General features: G+C 71.1%; 15 protein-coding genes, 2 tRNA genes and 1 pseudogene. 7 read left to right on the forward strand and 11 right to left on the reverse strand.

What is annotated here, in order from left to right:
- Positions 1-97: 97 nt before the first annotated feature.
- From clpX to ACFYOJ_RS12640, 5 genes are all read right to left on the reverse strand, one after another.
- On the reverse strand, positions 98-1,384 hold the full coding sequence (gene clpX / locus ACFYOJ_RS12620) for an ATP-dependent Clp protease ATP-binding subunit ClpX (protein ID WP_356558950.1): 1,287 nt from the start codon (positions 1,382-1,384) through the stop codon (positions 98-100).
- Between the two features lie 191 nt (positions 1,385-1,575).
- A complete protein-coding gene (locus ACFYOJ_RS12625; RefSeq protein WP_356558952.1) occupies positions 1,576-2,256 on the reverse strand; it encodes an ATP-dependent Clp protease proteolytic subunit in 681 nt (226 codons plus the stop codon).
- Positions 2,257-2,306: 50 nt separating this feature from the next.
- The gene (locus ACFYOJ_RS12630) at positions 2,307-2,912 is read right to left on the reverse strand and encodes an ATP-dependent Clp protease proteolytic subunit (RefSeq protein ID WP_356558968.1); all 606 of its coding nucleotides are present in this window, start codon (positions 2,910-2,912) and stop codon (positions 2,307-2,309) included.
- 290 nt (positions 2,913-3,202) lie between these two features.
- Positions 3,203-4,603: a trigger factor gene (gene tig / locus ACFYOJ_RS12635; protein WP_356558954.1), complete on the reverse strand. Its 1,401-nt coding sequence runs from the start codon at positions 4,601-4,603 to the stop codon at positions 3,203-3,205.
- A gap of 215 nt (positions 4,604-4,818) precedes the next feature.
- Positions 4,819-4,895: transfer RNA gene (locus ACFYOJ_RS12640), tRNA-Pro, on the reverse strand.
- Positions 4,896-5,105: 210 nt separating this feature from the next.
- Between ACFYOJ_RS12640 and ACFYOJ_RS12645 the strand changes: the two genes are divergently transcribed.
- Positions 5,106-5,176, forward strand: a tRNA-Gly gene (locus ACFYOJ_RS12645).
- Positions 5,177-5,255: 79 nt separating this feature from the next.
- Here ACFYOJ_RS12645 and ACFYOJ_RS12650 read toward each other — a convergent pair.
- Positions 5,256-5,450 carry a hypothetical protein gene (locus ACFYOJ_RS12650; protein ID WP_356558956.1) on the reverse strand — a complete coding sequence of 65 codons (195 nt, stop codon included), beginning with the start codon at positions 5,448-5,450 and terminating at the stop codon, positions 5,256-5,258.
- A gap of 623 nt (positions 5,451-6,073) precedes the next feature.
- Between ACFYOJ_RS12650 and ACFYOJ_RS12655 the strand changes: the two genes are divergently transcribed.
- Positions 6,074-7,207 carry an acyltransferase family protein gene (locus ACFYOJ_RS12655; protein WP_356558958.1) on the forward strand — a complete coding sequence of 378 codons (1,134 nt, stop codon included), beginning with the start codon at positions 6,074-6,076 and terminating at the stop codon, positions 7,205-7,207.
- Between the two features lie 58 nt (positions 7,208-7,265).
- Here the strand turns inward: ACFYOJ_RS12655 and ACFYOJ_RS12660 are convergent, their stop codons facing one another.
- Positions 7,266-7,781, reverse strand: coding sequence for an HD domain-containing protein (locus tag ACFYOJ_RS12660; protein WP_356558960.1), 516 nt, complete (start codon positions 7,779-7,781; stop codon positions 7,266-7,268).
- Between the two features lie 13 nt (positions 7,782-7,794).
- Complete coding sequence (locus tag ACFYOJ_RS12665) at positions 7,795-8,982, reverse strand: PP2C family protein-serine/threonine phosphatase (protein ID WP_356558962.1); 1,188 nt, start codon at positions 8,980-8,982, stop codon at positions 7,795-7,797.
- A 163-nt stretch (positions 8,983-9,145) separates the two neighbouring features.
- On the opposite strand from ACFYOJ_RS12665, the gene ACFYOJ_RS12670 reads away from it, so the two are divergent.
- Positions 9,146-10,414, forward strand: coding sequence for a GNAT family N-acetyltransferase (locus tag ACFYOJ_RS12670; protein WP_356558964.1), 1,269 nt, complete (start codon positions 9,146-9,148; stop codon positions 10,412-10,414).
- A gap of 82 nt (positions 10,415-10,496) precedes the next feature.
- Here ACFYOJ_RS12670 and ACFYOJ_RS12675 read toward each other — a convergent pair whose 3' ends face one another.
- Positions 10,497-11,336: a DNA-formamidopyrimidine glycosylase family protein gene (locus tag ACFYOJ_RS12675; protein WP_356558966.1), complete on the reverse strand. Its 840-nt coding sequence runs from the start codon at positions 11,334-11,336 to the stop codon at positions 10,497-10,499.
- 171 nt (positions 11,337-11,507) lie between these two features.
- Positions 11,508-11,993 carry a ribose-5-phosphate isomerase gene (locus ACFYOJ_RS12680; protein ID WP_356558265.1) on the reverse strand — a complete coding sequence of 162 codons (486 nt, stop codon included), beginning with the start codon at positions 11,991-11,993 and terminating at the stop codon, positions 11,508-11,510.
- Positions 11,994-12,207: 214 nt separating this feature from the next.
- Between ACFYOJ_RS12680 and ACFYOJ_RS12685 the strand changes: the two genes are divergently transcribed.
- On the forward strand, positions 12,208-13,638 hold the full coding sequence (locus ACFYOJ_RS12685; RefSeq protein ID WP_356558266.1) for an amino acid permease: 1,431 nt from the start codon (positions 12,208-12,210) through the stop codon (positions 13,636-13,638).
- Positions 13,639-13,720: 82 nt separating this feature from the next.
- Here the strand turns inward: ACFYOJ_RS12685 and ACFYOJ_RS12690 are convergent, their stop codons facing one another.
- Complete coding sequence (locus tag ACFYOJ_RS12690) at positions 13,721-14,302, reverse strand: biotin transporter BioY (RefSeq protein ID WP_356558267.1); 582 nt, start codon at positions 14,300-14,302, stop codon at positions 13,721-13,723.
- Positions 14,303-14,684: 382 nt separating this feature from the next.
- On the opposite strand from ACFYOJ_RS12690, the gene ACFYOJ_RS12695 reads away from it, so the two are divergent.
- The 3 genes and pseudogenes from ACFYOJ_RS12695 to ACFYOJ_RS12705 all read left to right on the forward strand — a co-directional run bounded on the left by ACFYOJ_RS12695 (position 14,685) and on the right by ACFYOJ_RS12705 (position 16,764).
- Positions 14,685-16,067 carry an amino acid permease gene (locus ACFYOJ_RS12695; RefSeq protein WP_356558268.1) on the forward strand — a complete coding sequence of 461 codons (1,383 nt, stop codon included), beginning with the start codon at positions 14,685-14,687 and terminating at the stop codon, positions 16,065-16,067.
- Positions 16,068-16,251: 184 nt separating this feature from the next.
- Positions 16,252-16,359: pseudogene (locus tag ACFYOJ_RS12700) on the forward strand (superoxide dismutase); the annotation flags it as partial.
- A gap of 162 nt (positions 16,360-16,521) precedes the next feature.
- Entirely contained in the window at positions 16,522-16,764 is a 243-nt protein-coding gene (locus ACFYOJ_RS12705) for a hypothetical protein (RefSeq protein WP_356558269.1), read from the forward strand.
- Positions 16,765-16,766: the final 2 nt, after the last annotated feature.

The following is a 16,766-nucleotide window of genomic DNA, read 5'->3' on the forward strand; positions in this document are numbered from 1 at the left end:
CGCCTCCCCCGCCCCCCCCCCCCCCCCCCCGCCGGGGGGGGGGGGCGGGGCCGGCCCCCCCCCCCCCCCCCCCATGTCCGTGTGCGTACGGCGGCGGCTACGCCGTCTTCTGCTCGCCCGGGCCGCGGCCCCGCGCGTCGCGCGGGATCAGCGTCGGGTTGACGTTGGAGAGGACCACGTCGGCCGTGACGACGACGCGGGCGACGTCCTTGCGGGACGGGACCTCGTACATCACGCCCTGGAGGACCTCCTCCATGATGGCGCGCAGGCCGCGGGCGCCGGTCTGGCGGAGGATGGCCTGGTCGGCGATGGCCTCCAGGGCCTCGCGCTCGAAGTCCAGCTCCACGCCGTCGAGTTCGAACAGGCGCTGGTACTGCTTCACCAGCGCGTTGCGCGGCTCGACCAGGATCTGGAGCAGGGCCTCGCGGTCGAGGTTGTGGACGGAGGTGATGACGGGGAGGCGGCCGATGAACTCGGGGATCATCCCGAACTTCACCAGGTCCTCCGGCATGACCTGCTCGAACTGGTCCTTGGACTCGATCTCCCGCTTGGAGCGGATCGTCGCGCCGAAGCCGATGCCCTTGGCGCCGGCCCGGCCCTCGATGATCTTCTCCAGGCCCGCGAAGGCGCCGCCCACGATGAACAGGACGTTCGTCGTGTCGATCTGGATGAACTCCTGGTGCGGGTGCTTGCGGCCGCCCTGGGGCGGGACCGAGGCCGTGGTGCCCTCGAGGATCTTGAGCAGGGCCTGCTGGACGCCCTCGCCGCTCACGTCGCGCGTGATCGACGGGTTCTCGCTCTTGCGCGCGACCTTGTCGATCTCGTCGATGTAGATGATCCCGGTCTCGGCCTTCTTGACGTCGTAGTCGGCGGCCTGGATCAGCTTGAGCAGGATGTTCTCGACGTCCTCGCCGACGTACCCCGCCTCGGTGAGCGCCGTGGCGTCGGCGATCGCGAACGGGACGTTCAGCATGCGGGCGAGGGTCTGGGCGAGGAGGGTCTTGCCGGAGCCGGTGGGGCCCAGCAGGAGGATGTTGGACTTCGCCAGTTCGATGGCGTCCTCGCGGCCCTGGGCGCCGCCGTTCTCGCCGGCCTGGACCCGCTTGTAGTGGTTGTACACCGCGACGGAGAGGGCCTTCTTGGCGGCTTCCTGGCCCACCACGTAGCTCTCGAGGAACTCGTAGATCTCGCGGGGCTTGGGGAGCTCCTCCCAGCGCACCTCGCCGGTCTCGGCGAGCTCCTCCTCGATGATCTCGTTGCAGAGATCGATGCACTCGTCGCAGATGTACACACCGGGCCCTGCGATGAGCTTCTTGACCTGCTTCTGGCTCTTGCCGCAGAACGAGCACTTGAGCAGATCGCCGCCGTCACCGATGCGTGCCACGGTGTGCTTCCCCTTCGCCTGGGAGTCCTGCGGTCGTCGACACGAGGTCGACGGCCGGCCGGCTCCTGGTGCTGCCTTATGTCCGACGGTACCTTGCCGGGCCCCTCGTCCGGGCCCCCCTTGGCACGGTTCGCTTTGACGTGAACCGCGTCAAACCGTGCCAAGGAGCGGCAGACGTTACCGCCTCCCGCCTAGCGCAGGGAGGAGTTGTCCATCTTCCGGGTGGTGATGATCTGGTCGATCAGGCCGTAGCTGAGCGCGTCCTCGGCCGTGAGGATCTTGTCGCGCTCGATGTCCTCGCGGATCTTCTCGACCGGCGTGGTGGAGTGCTTGGCCAGCATCTCCTCCAGCTGGGCGCGCATGCGCAGGATCTCGTTGGCGGCGATCTCCAGGTCGGAGACCTGGCCGCGGCCCGTCTCGCTGTAGGGCTGGTGGATCAGGACGCGGGCGTTGGGCAGCGCCATGCGCTTGCCCGGCGTGCCGGCGGCCAGCAGGATCGCGGCGGCGGAGGCGGCCTGGCCCATGCAGACCGTCTGGACGTCCGGCTTCACGTACTGCATCGTGTCGTAGATCGCGGTGAGTGCCGTGAAGGAGCCGCCGGGGCTGTTGATGTAGACCGAGATGTCGCGGTCCGGGTCCATCGACTCCAGGCACAGCAGCTGCGCCATGACGTCGTTGGCGGAGGCGTCGTCGATCTGCACACCGAGGAAGATCACGCGCTCCTCGAAGAGCTTCGCGTACGGGTCGTACTCGCGCACGCCCTGCGAGGTGCGCTCGACGAAGCGCGGGATGACGTAACGGGACTCGGCGGTGGGGCCGGTGTACTCGGCGCGCGTGCGGTCGTACAGGCTGCTGCCGGGGAAGTCGTTCACAGTGTCTCCTGTAAAGGGGCTGAGGCGGTCGGCTCGGGGCGGGACGTGGCTCAGGCGCCCGTGCCGCCGCCGCCCGGCATGCCGGCGGCCGTGGGGATCACGTCGTCGATGAGGCCGTACTCCTTGGCCTCGAAGGCGTCGAACCAGCGGTCGCGGTCCGAGTCGCGGGTGATCTGCTCGACCGTCTGGCCGGTGTGCTGGGCCGTGAGCTCGGCCATGCGCTTCTTGGTGTGCAGCAGCCGCTCGGCGTGGATCTTGATGTCCGAGGCGGAGCCGGCGAGGCCCGCGGAGGGCTGGTGGATCAGGATCTCGGCGTTCGGCAGGGCGAAGCGCTTGCCGGGGGTGCCCGCGCTGAGCAGGAACTGCCCCATCGAGGCCGCGAGGCCCATCGCGATCGTCACCACGTCGTTCTTGATGAACTGCATGGTGTCGTAGATCGCCATGCCGGCCGTGATCGAACCACCGGGGCTGTTGATGTAGAGGAAGATGTCCTTGTCCGGGTCGGCGGCAAGGAGCAGCAGCTGAGCGGTGATCTTGTTGGCAATGTCGTCGTCGACCGGCTGGCCGAGGAAGATGATCCGCTCGTTGAGCAGCCGGTTGTAGACCTGGTCGCCGAGGCCACCACCGATGGAGGGCTCGCCGGCGGCTGAGGGCATCAGATTCGTCACGTATCCACCTGCTCGTCTTACGACGGCGCCGGGCCGTCTCACGTTTCCCTGCGGGGCTGGAAGCCGATTCGGAGACTCCCCTGCCCTCGTATTCATGGACCCTAACGCGGTGGGCCTGTGGGGCCATCCCGGTTCCGCTGGTGTTCGCCGGGGGCGTAGCGCGGCGGAGCCGCACGCCGGTGCGGTCCCGTGTCCCCGGGGGGTCCCGCCGTATGCCGACGGGCCCCGGCGATGGTCGTCCGGGGCCCGTCGTACGGCTGTGGGGGGTGGCGCGAGGATCAGCCCTCGGCCTTCTCCTCGCCCTTGTCGTCACCGGACTCGGCGTCGGTGGTCTCGGCGGCGGCCTCGGCGGCCTCCGTCTCCTCCTCCTCGTCGTCCAGGTCGACGATCTCGCCGTTGGTGTCCTTGACCGTGGCCTTCTCGACCACGGCGGCCAGGGCCTTGCCGCGGGCGACCTCGCCGACGAGGAGCGGGACCTGGCCCTGCTCGACGACGGCCTGGGCGAACTGGTCGGGGGACATGCCGGAGGAGGCCGCGCGCCGCATGAGGTGCTCGGTGAGCTCCTCCTGGCTGACGTTGAGCTTCTCCTGCTTGACCAGCTCGTCGAGGACGAACTGGGTCTTGATGCCCTTGACCGCGGCCTCGCGGGTCTCGGCGTCGAACTCCTCGGCGGTCTTGCCCTGGATCTCCAGGTACTTGTCGAGGGTGAGGCCCATCTGGCCGAGCTGGTGGTGCTCGAGGTTGTGCTTACGGGTGTTGATCTCGTCCTCGAGGAGCTTCTCGGGGACGGGGACCTCGACCAGCTCGAGCAGCTTGTCCAGCACGCGCTCCTGGGCCTGGGTGGCCTGGTCGTACTGCTTCATGTTGGCCAGGCGCTTGCGGCTGTCGGCCTTGAGCTCTTCCAGGGTGTCGAACTCCGACGCGAGCTGCGCGAAGTCGTCGTCCAGCTCGGGCAGCTCGCGCTTGGCGACCTGGGTGACCTTGACGGTGACCTCGGCCTCCTTGCCGGCCGCCGAGCCGCCCTTGAGCTCGGAGGTGAAGGTGGCCTCGCCACCGGCCTCCAGGCCCTTCACGGCGTCGTCGATGCCGTCCAGCAGCTCACCGGAGCCGATGGTGTACGAGACGCCGCTGGCGACGCCGTCCTCGAGGACCTCGCCGTCGACCTTGGCCTCCAGGTCGATGGTGACCACGTCGCCGTCCTCGGCGGCGCGCTCGACCGGGGAGGTGGAGGCGAAGCGCTCGCGCAGCTGCTCGACCGACTTCTCCACGTCCTCGTCGGTGACCTCGACGGCGTCGACCTCGACCTCGATGCCGGAGTAGTCCGGGATCTCGACGGTCGGGCGGACGTCGACCTCGGCGGTGAAGTTCAGCGTCTCGCCGTCCTTCAGCTCCGTGATGTCGACCTCGGGCTGGCCGAGCGGGTTCAGCTCGGCCTCGTTGACCGCCTCGGTGTAGAACTTCGGGAGCGCGTCGTTGACCGCCTCCTCCAGCACCGCACCGCGGCCGAACCGCTGGTCGATGATCCGGGCCGGGATCTTGCCCTTGCGGAAGCCCTTCACCGTGACCTGCTGGTTGATCTTCTTGTACGCCGCGTCGAGGCTGTCCTTGAGCTCCTCGAAGGGCACCTCGACAGTGAGCCGAACCCGGGTCGGGTTCAGGGTCTCCACGGCGCTCTTCACGGTTCGGTCTCCTTGTGGCTGACTGCTTCGGTTCTGCCGGAGCCGAGAGGCGTCCGGCGGATTTCGCCGCCCGGAGACTGCAGACTCTGAGACACACGGGCGTGCAGCTTGCATAGTAACGGCAGCGACTACACGGCCCAAAAGGCGATCACCCCCGATCGCCGCCGGTGATCCGTGAACGGGCCGCCGGCGATCACGGACGACCGGCCGGTGGATGGTCGGGGTGGCGGGATTTGAACCCACGGCCTTCCGCTCCCAAAGCGGACGCGCTACCAAGCTGCGCCACACCCCGTCTGGTGCGACACGTAGGGTACATGCCGCCGGGTTCCGGGGGTGCCGTGTTTTCCGCGTGCCCGCGGTTCACCCGCCCGTGGTCGCGGCGCGCCCGTGAAGGCGCCTCGCGGACGTTCCGTCCGGCGCGGACGGGAAGGGGTGTGCGGCGAAGGGGGGCGACCCGCTACGATGCCTCCAGTGCCGCGGTCACGGACCTGCGGCGCGCTGTGCGGGCGTAGCTCAATGGTAGAGCCCTAGTCTTCCAAACTAGCTACGCGGGTTCGATTCCCGTCGCCCGCTCCGAGAGGCCTCCGGCCCGGTCCCCGCAAGGGGCCGGGCCGGAGGCCTTCCGCGTGCCCGGGGTGCCGGGGGGCGGCTCCTAGAACTGGATGGAGTTGATCGTCTCCGCTATCGAGTTCAGGAACCTCTGGATGTCGTCGGCCATGCCCGTGGAGGCCAGGAAGAAGCCGAAGAGGACCGCGACGACCGCCGGGCCCGCCTTGAGGGAGCCTCCTCGCACCAGCACCACCAGGATGATCGCCAACAGCAGCACCACTGACAGTGAAATGGCCACAACTGATCACACCCTCGGTCGGTTCGCTCTCCCGGCCCGGGGACGCGACCCCGCGCACCCCGCCAGAACCATCGTGCCACCAACCGGGCTCCGTCATGCGGCGGGTGACACATCGTCCGGTCGGCTTCCGGCCGGACTCCTTCCCTCTCGGGCGCCGGACATCCGGCGGACCCGCCCCGCGCAGGGGTCCGCACGGGCCCTTCGCGGGAATCTCCGCAAGAAACCGCACAAGAATCCGCACAGGAATTCGACAGGGCACCCACATGGGGAACGAGAGGCGCGCCGTCGCCATCTCCGTACCTCGCTTCCGCAGGCATTCCTGAATTTCTTCACGGGTACCTCGAGCGGGTCGCGCACGGCCGCCGCAGACACACCCGGCCGGACATTCCCGAGGAGTCATCCGGTGGCCCCATGCCCGCTTCGGTGCCGAAGTGTCATGATAATTCGGGCCTTCCGGGCGGCCGGTGCCGGTGGGAGGCGCGGGCGGTGTGCGGTCCGCCACGTAATCCGGAGGGGCAACTCCTCGCGAATTCCGGGTAGTCGCGGAAAGTTCCGCGATCCCGAATACGGAAATACCGCGGGAGGTTTTACGGCATCACTCGGGCGGCGCTAGTGTGCCTGAGATGTTCAACGCTGCCTCGTCCCCCACCACCGCAGCGAGGTCGACGGGTGCGGCCCCGCCCGGCGCGCGACGCGACGCGTTCTTCGACAACGCCAAGTACCTGGCGATCGTGCTGGTGGCCATGGGCCACGCCTGGGACCCGCTGAACGACGACAGCCGGGGCCTGGAGACGCTGTACACGGTGGTCTACGTCTTCCACATGCCGGCGTTCGTCGTCATCTCCGGCTACTTCTCCCGCAGTTTCGACATGCGCCCCGACCGGATCGGACGGCTGATCACCGGCGTCGCCGTGCCGTACGTCGTCTTCGAGACCGCCTACGCCCTCGTCCAGCGCTTCGCCGGTGACGACCCACGGCACGGCATCAGCCTGCTGGACCCCTGGTATCTGACGTGGTTCCTGTGCGCGTTGTTCGTCTGGCGCCTGATCACGCCGCTGTGGAAGGTGATCCGGTATCCGCTGCCCGTGGCCCTGGGGATCGCCATGCTCGCCTCGATGGCGCCGGACGTCGGTGACGACCTGGACATGCAGCGGCTGTTGCAGTTCCTGCCGTGCTTCGTGCTGGGCCTGTGCCTGAGGCCCGAGCACTTCCGGGCGGTGCGACGGCGCGCGGTGCGGATCGCGTCGGTGCCGGTGTTCGCGGCGGCGCTGCTCGTGGGCTGGTGGGTGTCCCCGCACATGGACCTGGGCTGGGTGTACCGCAACGCCGCCGCGCAGGAGATGGGCGCGCCGTGGTGGGCCGGGCCGGTCATGGTGCTCGCGCTCTTCGGCTGCTCGGTGCTGCTGACGGCCTGTTTCTTCTCGTGGGTTCCGGGCCGGCACACCTGGTTCACCCCGCTCGGCGCGGGCACCCTGTACGGCTATCTGCTGCACGGCTTCCTGATCAAGGCCGGTTACTACACGGGGCTGTTCGACCGGCCCGCGCTGCATCACCCCGTCGGCGAGCTCGCGGTGACCGTCGCGGCCGCGGCGGCCGTCACGCTGCTGTGCACCGGGCCGGTGCGGCGCGTCTTCCGGTGCGTGATGGAGCCGGGGATGGCATGGGCGTTCCGGCGGGACACGGCCGGTCCGGTGCCGGGGCCGGGGCGCGGGGAGCGCGAGAAGGCGGGCGGGAAGCGGGAGAGGGTCCCGGTCTAGCGGGGGCCGGCGGCCGGTGCGGGCTGGGGGAAGTCCGGCGGCCGGGGCGGCCGGTGGGTCACCGGTCCGGGGTGGGGTGGCTGCTGTCGGTGGGCCGCGGGGTGTCCCGCAGGCCGAGGAGCGCGCGCATCCGCGCGTACTTCCGCGTCAGCCGGGCGCGGGTCGGCGCGTCGAGGAGCGCGAGCCGTTCCGGGTCCGCGTTGTGCGCCAGGTCCGCCTCCTTGACCAGCGGGGCACCGGGGGTGGCGAGGATGCGGGCCGCGTACGCCTCGGGCGGTTCCCCGGCCCGTCTGGTGAGGGCGAGCACGATGTCCTTGGTGCGGTGGCTGAGCGCGGCCTCGCGCAGCCACCGTTCGGACAGCGCGTCGTCCTCGATCGCGTCGTGGAGCCAGGCCGCGGCGATCTGCTCGTCGTCCCCGCCGCGCCGGCGGACGCCTTCGGCGACGGCCCGCAGGTGTTCGGCGTACGGGCGGCCCGCCTTGTCGGTCTGGCCGGCGTGGGCCGTGCGGGCGGTGGCCTCCACGTCGGCCAGGGAGAGGTACGGCCCGGAGGCGGGCGGCGGGGTGCGGGACACGCGGACCAGTGTGTCAGTCCGGCGTCGCCGGGGACAGGGTGGTCGGGCCCTCGCGGCTGATCAGCAGGAGCGCCCGGTCGTCGTTGACGTCCTTGGCCACCGCCTCGATCAGGTGCCAGGCGGCACCGTGGAAACCGCCGGCGACATAGCGGTCGGCCTCGCCGGTGAGGCGGTCGATGCCCTCGGTGATGTCGCGGTCGGAGGTCTCCACCAGTCCGTCCGTGAACAGCATCAGTACGTCCCCGGGGCGCAGGACGCCCTTCACCGGGTCGAACTGGGCACCGTCGTACACGCCCAGCAGCGGGCCCTCGGCGGACTTCTCCTCCCAGCGGCCGGTGCCGGCACTGAGCTGGAGGCCCGGCGGATGTCCGGCGGAGTACAGCTCGTAGTCGCCGGAGTCGAGGTCGAGGACGAGGTGGATGGAGGTGGCGAAGCCCTCGTCCCAGTCCTGGCGGAGCAGGTAGCCGTTGGCGGCGGGCAGGAAAGCGTGCGGGGGCAGGCTGCCGAGCAGGCCGCCGAAGGCGCCCGACAGCAGCAGGGCGCGCGATCCGGCGTCCATGCCCTTGCCGGACACGTCGGTGAGGACGACCTCCAGGGTCCGGCCGCCATGGGTGCGGGCCGCGACCACGAAGTCGCCGGAGAAGGACTGGCCGCCGGCCGGGCGCAGCGCCATCTCCCGGTGCCAGCCCGGCGGCAGCTGGGGCAGCTTGCTCTGGACGCGGATGCGTTCGCGCAGGTCGAAGAGCATGGTGCTGCCGCGTCGCCAGGGCACGCCGACCCGGCTGCGGAACTGGGCGAGCAGCAGGCCGAAGAAGCCGCAGGCGGCGACGACGAGGACGACGCCAGGGGTGACTCTGGAGGGCCCCTCCGTGTAGGGGCCCAGCTGCACGGACTCCACGATGAGCGCGGTCGCCGCGGCCGCGTACAGGGCGAGGAGGCTCGCGGGACGCAGCAGCAGGCCGCCCGCGACGATGGGCAGGACCAGGGCGGCCGGTGAGCACCAGACCGAGTCGGCCATCGTGGCCGCCGCGATCACCGGGACCGTCAGCAGCAGTCCGGCCAGCGCGATCCAGTCCGCGCCGTCGCCGCGGAAGTGGTCGACGGCGGATCTGCGCACGCCGACGCGGGCCCGGTGCCACTGCTTCTTCAACCGGGCCGTGAACGTCTCGGCTTCCGCGCGCCGCTGTCGTCCTGCTGTCATTAGTCCGGGACCCTATCCATCGGACCGGCCGCTCGGTACGGGAGGTCCCGCTTGTCCCCCGTCCGGGGCCGGACTTCACAGTGAACTTCACGAACGGCCGTCGCGCCGCAACCTGGCGGAAATTCCCTCGCCCGCATCTCGGGACGCTGATAGGCATGGGCCCATGGAAGACAACGGCATCGGCGGCACGGACGGTTTCGACCCCGCGGGAGGACTGCGGGTCCTGCGGCGGGACGAATGGGACACCTGGTACGGAACGCTGGTCCGTGCCTTCGGCGGTGTCCCGGAGCCGTCCGAGGAGCGGGAACTGTACCGGGACCTGACGCGGTGCGACCGCTCCATCGGCGTCTGGGACGGCGACGAGTGCGTCGGTACGGCGGGGGCGTTCGCCTTCCGGATGACGGTGCCCGGCGGGGTGCCGGTGGACGCGGCCGGGGTCACCATGGTCGGCGTCTCGGCCACGCACCGGCGTCGGGGCGTGCTCACGTCGATGATGCGGCGGCAGCTGGACGACGTACGGTCCTGGGGTGAGCCGCTGGCCGTGCTGACGGCCTCGGAGCCGGCGATCTACGGCCGTTTCGGATACGGCGTCGCGTCCTTCCAGACGAGCGCGGAGATCGACACGGACCGGGTCCGTCTGTCGGTGCCGGACGGGACGGACGACGTACGGGTGCGGTACGCCGCGCCCGCGGACGTCCTCGACGCGTGCGAGGCGGTGTATGCGCGGCTGGTGCCCCGCCGGCCGGGGATGATCGCCCGGACGCCGGGGTGGGAGCGGCTGGGGCTGCTGGACCCGGAGGCCGGCCGCGGCGGGGCGTCGCCCCTGCAGTGCGTGGTCGCCCGGCGGGGCGGAGAGGTCACGGGGTACGCGCGGTTCCGGGTGCGGCCGGAGTGGGGGACGGCGGGGGCCGCCGGCACGGTGGTCGTGCAGGACCTGGCCGGGCTGGACCCGGCGACGGAGGCGGCGTTGTGGCGTTTCCTCTTCGGCATCGACCTGACCACGCGGGTGAGCGTGCGCGGGCGGCCGGTCGACGAGGCGTGGCAGTACCAGGTGTCCGACCTCCGGCGGTGCGAGCCGCGGACGCGGGACGCCCTGTTCGTGCGGCTGGTGGATGTGGGGGCCGCGCTCCAGGCGCGGACGTACCAGGCGCCGGTGGACGTGGTGTTCGAGGTCGAGGACGCCTTCTGCCCGTGGAACGCGGGGCGTTGGCGGCTGTCGGGCGACGCGAAGGGGGCGTCCTGCGAGCGCACGTCGGACGCGGCGGATCTCGCGCTGACGGTACGGGAGCTGGGGTCGGCGTATCTCGGGGGCGTGTCGCTGGCGGCGCTGGCGGCGGCCGGGCGGGTGCGGGAGCTGCGGCCGGGTGCGCTGACGGAGGCGTCGGTGGGGTTCGCGTCGGACGTGGCGCCGTGGCTGCCGCACGGGTTCTGACGCGGGAGTCGTAGCGCCGGGGGTTGTGTCGCGCGAGGGTGTGTCGCGGGGGTGCCGGCGGCCGGGGTTCTCGCCCCGGCCGTCAGTTCCGCTGGCAGGTCGGGCACCAGAAGAGGTTGCGGGCGGCCAGTTCGGCGGTGCGGACGGTGTCGCCGCACAGGTGGCAGGGTGCGCCGGTCCGGCGGTAGACGTAGACCTCGCCGCCGTGGTCGTCGACGCGGGGCGGGCGGCCCATGGCCTCGGGGGTGTGCTCCGGGCGGACGGTGTCGATGCGGTTGTTCCGTACGCCCTCGCGCATGAGGGCGACGAGGTCGTGCCAGATCGCGTCCCATTCGTCGGGGGTGATGTCCCTGCCCGGGCGGTACGGGTCGATGCCGTGCCGGAAGAGGACCTCGGCGCGGTAGACGTTGCCGACGCCGGCGACGACCTTCTGGTCCATGAGCAGGGCGGCGATGGTGGTGCGGCTGCGGGAGATCCGGGCGTAGGCGGTGCGCGGGTCGTTGCCCTCGCCGGGCGGGCGGAGCGGGTCGGGGCCGAGACGGTCGTGTATGGCCTGCTTCTCGGGGTCCGTGATCAGGGCGCAGGTGGTGGGGCCGCGCAGGTCGGCGTAGGCGGTGTCGTCGACGAGGCGGAGGCGGACGGTGTCCGTGGGCGGGGGCGCGGGGGTGGCGCCGAAGGAGACCTTGCCGAAGAGGCCGAGGTGGATGTGGACCCAGTGGGTGCCTTCGGCGCCGGTGCCCGCGGCGCCGAAGCCGAGGAAGAGGTGCTTGCCGTGGGCCTCGGTGCGGGCGAGTCCGGTGCCGGTGAGGAGGGCGGCCGCGTCGGAGAACTTGCCCTGGGGGCTGGTGACGCGCACCGCCGTGCCGGTGAAGGCGGCGGCGTAGTCCTGGGCCAGCCGGTGGATCGTGTGCCCCTCTGGCAACGGGGGGTTTCCTTTCGTGGTTCTTCGCCCGCCCGTCCACCCGTCCGTCCGCACGTCCCGGCCGGCCGAGAGGCGGGACTCGCTTCAAGGCTCCGCCCCGGGTCACGGCGGGGCGCCGGTCCGGCCCTCCCCGGTGCGCGCGCACCGGGGAGGGCCGGACCGGCGTTCTCGTTACTGCTGGGGGTGGTGCGGGGGAATGGGCGGAAGGTCGCCCGTCGTCTCGTAGTCCGCCAGCATGTCGATGCGGCGGATGTGGCGCTCGTCGCCGGAGAACGGGGTGGCGAGGAAGGTCTCGACGAACTTCGTCGCCTCCTCCTGCGTGTGCATGCGGGCGCCGACCGCGACGACGTTGGCGTTGTTGTGCTGGCGGCCCAGCGACGCCGTCTCCTCGCTCCAGGCCAGCGCCGCGCGCACGCCCTTCACCTTGTTCGCCGCGATCTGCTCGCCGTTGCCCGAGCCGCCGATCACGATGCCGAGGGCGTCGGGGTCCGCGGCCGTCCGCTCGGCGGCGCGGAGGCAGAAGGGCGGGTAGTCGTCCTGGGCGTCGTAGATGTGCGGGCCGCAGTCGACGGGCTCGTGGCCCGCCGTCTTGAGCCATTCGACGAGGTGGTTCTTGAGTTCGTAGCCCGCATGGTCGGAGCCGAGATACACGCGCATGGTTCGAGTGTGACACGCGGGAGACGGGGCAGCCGCGTCGGGTGTGGGGCTGGGGAAGGGGGGCGGAGCTGTGGTTCCTCGGGCAAAGCTCGAGTAACGATCCGGAATCAGTGGTTCCGGAATGTGTCCCCCTCTGTTTCCCTGGTCCGGCTCGTACGCGTCGTACGCGGTTCGTACGGGTGAACGCTCGACCGGCGCAAAGGAAAACACCCCCATGACTTCGCAGCCGACCCTGACCAAGGCCGGGAACGGCCCCGGAGAACCCGGGGACCCCGGGACCGGACTCCAGGCCGGGCTCAAGAACCGCCACCTCTCGATGATCGCCATCGGCGGCGTCATCGGAGCCGGACTGTTCGTGGGATCCAGCTCCGGCATCGCCACCGCCGGCCCCGCGATCCTGCTGTCGTACGCCCTCGTCGGCACCCTGGTGGTGTGCGTGATGCGGATGCTCGGTGAGATGTCCGCGGCCGATCCGGCGTCCGGGTCCTTCTCCGCGCACGCCGACCGGGCGCTCGGTCCCTGGGCCGGTTTCTCGATCGGCTGGCTCTACTGGTTCTTCTGGGTCGTCGTGCTGGCCGTGGAGGCGACCGCGGGGGCCAAGATCCTCGAAGGGTGGGTGCCGGCCGTGCCCCAGTGGGGGTGGGCCCTCATCGTGATGGTGGTGCTGACCGCCACCAACCTCGCCTCGGTCGGCTCCTACGGCGAGTTCGAGTTCTGGTTCGCCGGGATCAAGGTCGTCGCCATCGCCGCGTTCATCGTCATCGGCGGGCTGGCCGTCTTCGGCGTGCTGCCGGGCGTCGACAGCGAGCGGGCGGGGCTGTCCAATCTGACGGAGCACGGCGGCTTCCTGCCGAACGGGCCCGGAGCCGTCCTCACCGGTGTGCTGCTCGTCGTCTTCTCGTTCATGGGCAGCGAGATCCCCACCCTGGCCGCCGGTGAGTCCGAGGACCCGCAGCGGGCCGTGACCAAGGCGACGAACAGCATCATCTGGCGCATCGCCGTCTTCTACCTCGGGTCCGTCTTCGTCGTCGTGACCCTGCTGCCGTGGGACTCCCCCGAGATCGTCGAGCTGGGCTCCTACGTCGCCGCCCTCGACTCCCTCGGCATCCCGAACGCCGGTGAGGTCATGAACGTCATCGTGCTGACGTCCGTGCTGTCCTGCCTCAACTCCGGCCTCTACACGGCGTCCCGGATGGCCTTCTCGCTCGGCCGGCGCGGGGACGCGCCGAAGTCGTTCGCCCGGACCACCCGGCGCGGGGTGCCGCGGACGGCGATCCTCGCGTCCGTCGTCTTCGGCTTCGTCGCGGTCTTCTTCAACTACAAGTTCCCCGACACCGTCTTCCTCTTCCTGCTCAACTCCTCGGGTGCCGTGGCGCTCTTCGTCTGGCTGGTCATCTGCTTCTCGCAACTGCGGCTGCGGAAGATCATCCAGGCCGAGGCGCCGGAGAAGCTGGTCGTGCGGATGTGGCTGTACCCGTACCTGACCTGGGTGACCACCGCGGTCATCGTCTTCGTCCTCGGCTACATGCTGACCGACACCGAGCACGACGGACGCACCACCGTGCTGCTGACGATGCTCGTCGCGGCGGTCGTGGTCGCCGTCGCCGTCGTCAAGCAGCGGGTCCTCGCCGCGCGCAGGAGCTGACGGCGGCCTCCCGGAACGGGGAAGGGGCCCGCCGGTCGCAGTGCGACCGGCGGGCCCCTTCCCCGTGCGGGTTCCTACGGCGTCATCGCCTGCCGGCCAGCTTCCAGGCGGTGGGCAGCACGCCCATCGCCAGGGCGGCCTTGAGCGCGTCGCCGATCAGGAACGGGGTGAGCCCGGCCGCGACGGCGGCGGTGAGGGACATGTCGGCGGCGACGGCCAGGTAGGGGACGCCGACGGCGTAGACGACCGCCTCGCCCAGCAGCATCGTGCCGGCCGTGCGCAGCACCGAACGGTCGGCGCCGCGGCGGGCGAGGGCGCCCACGACCGTGGCGGCGAGCAGCATGCCGAAGACGTAGCCGAGGGACGGGGCGCCGATGCCGGAGCCGCCCTCCGCGAACCACGGCACGCCCGCCATGCCCACCAGCGCGTACAGCGCGAGGGACAGCAGGCCGCGGCCGGCGCCGAGGGAGGTGCCGACGAGGAGCGCCGCGAAGGTCTGGCCGGTCACGGGCACCGGGGAGCCGGGGACGGGCACGGCGATCTGGGCGGCGATGCCGGTGAGCACGGCGCCGCCGGCCACGAGCGCGACGTCCCGGACTCGGGAGGAGGGGATGAGGTCGGCGAGGACCTGCCCGGTGCGGGCGGGGACGGCAGCGGTGCTCATGGGGACTCCGCGGTGGTGTGGACATGTCGGGACACCGCGACGCTATCCCAGCGGGCCGCACCGATCACGAGCAGCGACCGACAAAGGCCGCCGCGCAGGCTTGGTGGGCTCCCGACAAAGAACGCGGGGCACACCTGCTCCGGGGTGACACCGGTCACGAAGGTGAGGAGGTGGGCGTCACCCGGGGCGCGGCCGGCCGGGTCCGGGGCAGGCTGTGGGGTTCCGCCAAAGACGGGCGGGCGACCGGTCCGGCGAGCTATCGGACGATCACGTTCCGTATCGTCGGCGTCCGTATGGTGGGCGTCCGCTGTCGCCGGGTGGCGGCACGGCCGAGACTGTGGGCGTTTTTGCCCCCGCCCCCACGTATGGGACGAGCCGCCACATGACCCACACCACCCCCGTCGAGGCACCACCGCGGCCGGACGACGCCGCCCTCTCGCACGGCCTCAAGCAGCGCCACCTGTCGATGATCGCCCTCGGCGGGGTGATCGGCGCCGGGCTGTTCGTCGGCTCCGGCGCCGGTATCGCCGCCGCCGGTCCGTCGATCGTCGTCGCCTACGCCCTCTCCGGCCTCCTCGTGATGCTGGTGATGCGGATGCTGGGCGAGATGTCCGCCGCCCATCCGTCGTCGGGCTCCTTCTCCGCGCACGCCGAACGGGCGATCGGCCCCTGGGCCGGTTTCACCGCGGGCTGGGCGTTCTGGGTGCTGCTGTGCACGGCCGTCGGGCTGGAGGGCATCGGCGCGGCGCAGATCGTCCACGGCTGGCTGCCGGGCACGCCCGAGTGGGCGTGGGTGGCGCTGTTCATGGTGGTGTTCTGCGGGACGAACCTGGCCGCCGTGAAGAACTTCGGCGAGTTCGAGTTCTGGTTCGCCGCCCTGAAGGTCGGCGCGATCACCCTGTTCCTGGTGCTGGGCGTGCTGGCGATCGCCGGCGTCCTGCCGGGCACCGACTCCCCCGGCACCTCCCACCTGAGCGACTTCCTGCCCAACGGCGGTGACGGCCTGATCATCGGCCTGCTCGCCTCGGTGTTCGCCTACGGCGGCCTGGAGACGGTGACCATCGCCGCGGCCGAGTCGGAGAACCCGGTCAAGGGCGTGGCGAGCGCCGTGCGCACGGCGATGTGGCGCATCGCGCTGTTCTACATCGGCTCGATGGCGGTCATCGTCACCCTGGTCCCCTGGGACTCCGAGGAGGTCGTGGCGAAGGGCCCGTACGTCGCCGCCCTCGACGAGCTCGGCATCCCCGGCGCCGGCCAGCTGATGAACGTCGTCGTGCTGGTCGCGCTGCTGAGCGCGATGAACGCCAACATCTACGGCGCCTCCCGCATCGGCTACTCGCTGGTCGAGCGCGGGCAGGGTCCGAAGGCGCTGGGCCGGGTGTCGGGCGGGGTGCCGCGGGTCGCGGTCCTCGTCTCCTCCCTCTTCGGCTTCGGCTGTGTGCTGCTCAGCTACTGGCGCCCCGACGACGTCTTCGCCTGGCTGCTGAACATGATCGGCGCGATCATCCTGGTCGTGTGGATCTTCATCGCCGTCTCCCAGCTGCGGCTGCGCCGCCGGCTGGAGCGGGAGGCGCCGGAGAAGCTGGTGGTGCGCATGTGGGGCTTCCCGTGGCTGACGTGGGTGGCGCTGGCGGGCATGGCCGCGGTGTTCGTGCTGATGGCCCGGGAGCCGGACACCCGGGTGCAGCTGTACTCGACGGGCGGGCTGACGCTCGCCCTGGCGGCCGTCGGCTACGCCCGGCAGCGGCGGCGGGCGCGCGGCTGACACGCGGACGCCCCGGACGCCCCGGACGCCCCGGACGCCCCGGACGCCCCGAGGGGCCCTCGCACGGAGAACCCAAGATCCGTGCGGGGGCCCCTTTCCGCGCGTCCCGGCACACCCACGCCCCTTCCTGCTGCTAGCGTGCAGTTGCAATACTGTTGCAGTAAGAGGCCGGAGGGGGTCCGTCATGCCCGTCTGCACGCTTCCTGAGCCGCCGTACGACCACTCCGCGCCGGCCCCCGCGATCAGCCCCGAGATCGTCGAGCCGCACCACGACAAGCACCACGCGGCCTACCGGACACCCCTGGGCCTCTGAGTCGTCCCGCCTCGTGATCGTCTTCTCACCCTTCACGGCGGCGGGCGGAACGGGGAAGCCCCCGCGAGCGGACATCCCTCCTCCGGGGGGAGTGACTCGCGGGGGCTTCCGGTATGCGGTGGTCCGGGGCAGAGTGTCGTGATGGCGACACAGAGGACGATGAAGGACCACTGCTGGACCTGCCGCGCGGACCAGCAGCACCGTCAGCTGAACAAGAAGGAGCAGGACTGGCTGAAGGAACGGCTGGGCCGGGCCGGCGTGGGCGAGTTCTGGCTCTGCGAGAACGTGCTGGACCCGGACACCGGCAAGCAGTGCCGCAATCTGCGTACGGGCTTCAACAAGAAGCCCTTCGCCGATCCCATCAAGGTTCCCGTCCTGGACTGACC

The organism is Streptomyces sp. NPDC006384, assembly GCF_042870695.1.
GTDB lineage: Bacteria > Actinomycetota > Actinomycetes > Streptomycetales > Streptomycetaceae > Streptomyces.